Origin of the sequence: Virgibacillus sp. DJP39 (assembly GCF_049310925.1) — a bacterium.
In the GTDB taxonomy this organism is placed as follows: Bacteria; Bacillota; Bacilli; order Bacillales; family Amphibacillaceae; genus Virgibacillus_F.
Genome location: NZ_JBMERP010000147.1, coordinates 1 through 3,328, shown reverse-complemented (window position 1 = coordinate 3,328; position 3,328 = coordinate 1). Strand labels below are relative to the sequence as shown.

The following is a 3,328-nucleotide window of genomic DNA, read 5'->3' as shown; positions in this document are numbered from 1 at the left end:
TAATTGTTACGTTTCCTTGACAATGGTAAAGTAGACAATTAAAATTAGGATGTATAATTATTTTAAATGCATTATACAAATATTGATATTTTTTAGCTAAATTTGGTAAATGCCGACAATAATGTATTGTACAACTTTATAACAATGGGAGGTGAAACCTTGGACTTAATGACAACACTAATCATCTCCATTTTGTTTGCCCTAATCGTCGGTATTGTTGTTGGTTATCTGATTCGTAAATCTATTGCAGAAGCTAAAATTTCCAGTGCGGAAAAATTAGCTAAACAAATAGTTGATGAAGCACATCGAAATGCAGATGCTTCGAAAAAAGAAGCACTTCTTGAGGCGAAAGATGAAAATCATAAACTTCGCCAACAAACAGAACAGGACTTGCGTGAAAGACGAAATGAAACACAAAAGCAAGAAACTCGTCTTATGCATAAAGAAGAAAATCTGGACAGAAAAAGTGAGACGCTTGATAAGCGTGAGCTCTCGTTAGAGAAGAAAGAAAATTCACTAACAGAAAAACAACAACAAATTGAAGAAATGGAAGGCAAAGTGGAAGCAATGATACAAATGCAGCAAACGGAGCTTGAACGCATTTCAGGATATACAACTGACCAAGCTAAACAGGTCATTTTAGAGCGAATCGAACAAGAAGTGACACATGAATCGGCAATAATGATAAAAGACGCTGAAAATCGTGCGAAAGAAGAAGCTGATAAGAAAGCAAAAAGTATCCTTTCTTTAGCAATACAGCGCTGTGCAGCTGATCACGTAGCAGAAACTACAGTGTCTGTTGTGAATCTTCCAAATGATGAAATGAAAGGGCGGATAATTGGACGTGAAGGTCGTAACATACGTACATTAGAAACCTTAACTGGTATTGATTTAATCATTGATGATACACCAGAAGCAGTGATATTATCTGGTTTTGATCCAATTCGAAGAGAAACAGCTCGTATGGCGTTAGAAAAACTTGTACAGGATGGTCGAATTCACCCAGCTCGAATTGAAGAAATGGTTGATAAGGCTCGTCGTGAAGTTGATGAATATATACGGGAAATTGGTGAAGAAACAACGTTCGAAATCGGTGTACATGGTCTACATCCGGATCTTGTTAAAATACTTGGTCGTCTAAAATATCGTACTAGCTATGGACAGAATGTATTGAAGCATTCTACTGAGGTTGCATATCTATCTGGATTGCTAGCTGCAGAATTAGGTGAAGATGAGAAACTAGCACGTAGAGCTGGATTACTTCATGATATTGGTAAGGCAATTGATCATGAAGTAGAGGGCAGTCACGTGGAAATCGGGAAAGAACTTGGTGTCAAATACAAGGAGCACGAGGTTGTTATTAATGCAATTGCTTCCCACCACGGTGACGAAGAGGCTACTTCAGTTATTTCTGTTCTTGTGGCTGCAGCAGATGCACTTTCAGCTGCACGTCCTGGCGCAAGAAGTGAAACATTAGAAAATTACATCAAACGTCTTGAAAAACTGGAAGAAATTTCTGAATCATTTACAGGCGTTGAAAAGTCATTTGCAATCCAAGCTGGTCGAGAAATTCGAATAATCGTCAAACCAGATGAAATCAATGATCTTGAATCAATAAAAGTTGCTAGGGAAATTCGAAAACGAATAGAAAATGAGCTAGATTATCCTGGCCACATTAAAGTAACTGTAATAAGGGAAACAAGAACAGTAGAGTATGCAAAATAAAAGCGGAGTTAGAGCCGCTTTTATTTTTTTTTGTAAATATTTAAGAAATCAAGTACATAATTTAGAAACTAGTTCTTACTAGAAGATAGTAATCTATAATAGTTATTAGAAATTGAAAGATTGTAGAAGCAATATGTAGACGTTTTTTCAGCCTAGTTTTTGACAACATTTTTTTCTTATGCAACACTAGTCTTACTTTACAAGATAGGAATGATTGATAATGAAAATATTATTTATAGGGGACGTTGTTGGATCTCCAGGACGAGATATGATAAAGGAATATTTACCTAAATTAAAAGAAAAGTTCCGCCCGACAATGACAATTATTAATGGAGAAAACGCTGCATCTGGAAAAGGTATAACAGAAAAAATCTATAAACAGTTTTTAGAATACGGTGCACAGGTTATTACAATGGGTAACCATACTTGGGATAAAAAAGAAATCTTTGAATTTATTGATAGCGCAAAATATATGATTCGGCCAGCCAATTTCCCAGAAGGTACACCTGGCAATGGAATTGTTTACATAAACATTAATGGAAAGGAAATTGCGGTTATTAATTTACAAGGTCGAACCTTTCTTCCAGCACTCGACGATCCATTTCGCAAGGTAGATGAATTAATTGCCGAGGCAAAGATGCGTACATCTGTCATATTTCTTGATTTTCACGCAGAGGCAACAAGTGAAAAACAAGCGATGGGTTGGTATGTTGATGGACGGGCAAGTATCGTGGTAGGTACACACACGCACACACAAACAGCTGATGAAAGGATTTTACCACAAGGTACTGGTTATATAACCGATGTAGGTATGACTGGTCCATACGATGGTATATTGGGAGTAGAGAAGGAAGCAGTGATCAAACGATTTATGACAAATTTACCTGTACGTTTTGAAACCGATAAAAAGGGAAGAACACAGTTAAATGGTATTTTAGCAACAGTAGATGAAAAAAGTGGAAAGACTACACATATTGAGCGGATCATGATTAACGACGACCATCCTTTTTTTAGTTGACTATTTGAATGTTTAGAATCTTTAATGCATAATAGGGGTAATAAGCTATCATCTCCAAGAATATAGTAGCATTAGAACTACATTAGCAAATAAGGGAGGTACTAGTAATGGATGTATTAAAAGTTTCAGCAAAATCCAGCCCAAATTCAGTTGCAGGCGCACTTGCAAACGTACTACGAGAACGTGGCACAGCAGAGTTGCAGGCTATCGGTGCTGGTGCATTAAACCAGGCCGTGAAAGCAGTAGCAATAGCCCGAGGTTTTGTAGCACCGAGTGGGGTAGATTTAATATGTATCCCAGCATTTACTGATATCATGATTGATAATGAAGAAAGAACGGCAATTAAACTAATAGTAGAACCAAGATAAACTGAAATCATACTTTTGAAGTGTTATACATTAAAATGTATAGCACTATTTTTTTACATTTTGAGAACATTTATAATTCAAAATAGCACTATTTTTCTATTTTTGGCTCTATACTGAATGTGGTGGTGTCCTTTATCATGTCGGGTCCTGAAAACATTTTAAAAAATGACAAAAAAATACACCCATTTCCCTCTCTTTTTGTTAACCTAAAGTTGCA

General features: G+C 36.3%; 3 protein-coding genes. All 3 read left to right on the top strand.

The genetic code is table 11. The features are described from left to right. Positions 1 to 168 precede the first annotated feature (168 nt). The 3 genes from rny to ACOI1D_RS21235 all read left to right on the top strand — a co-directional run bounded on the left by rny (position 169) and on the right by ACOI1D_RS21235 (position 3,111). Positions 169 to 1,725 (top strand): ribonuclease Y, encoded by a 1,557-nt coding sequence (rny, locus tag ACOI1D_RS21245; RefSeq protein ID WP_422504170.1) that lies wholly within the window; start codon positions 169 to 171, stop codon positions 1,723 to 1,725. Positions 1,726 to 1,945: 220 nt separating this feature from the next. Beyond that, positions 1,946 to 2,743 carry a TIGR00282 family metallophosphoesterase gene (locus tag ACOI1D_RS21240; protein WP_422504168.1) on the top strand — a complete coding sequence of 266 codons (798 nt, stop codon included), beginning with the start codon at positions 1,946 to 1,948 and terminating at the stop codon, positions 2,741 to 2,743. A gap of 107 nt (positions 2,744 to 2,850) precedes the next feature. Continuing rightward, positions 2,851 to 3,111, top strand: coding sequence for a stage V sporulation protein S (locus tag ACOI1D_RS21235; RefSeq protein ID WP_422504166.1), 261 nt, complete (start codon positions 2,851 to 2,853; stop codon positions 3,109 to 3,111). The last annotated feature ends 217 nt before the right edge of the window (positions 3,112 to 3,328 follow it).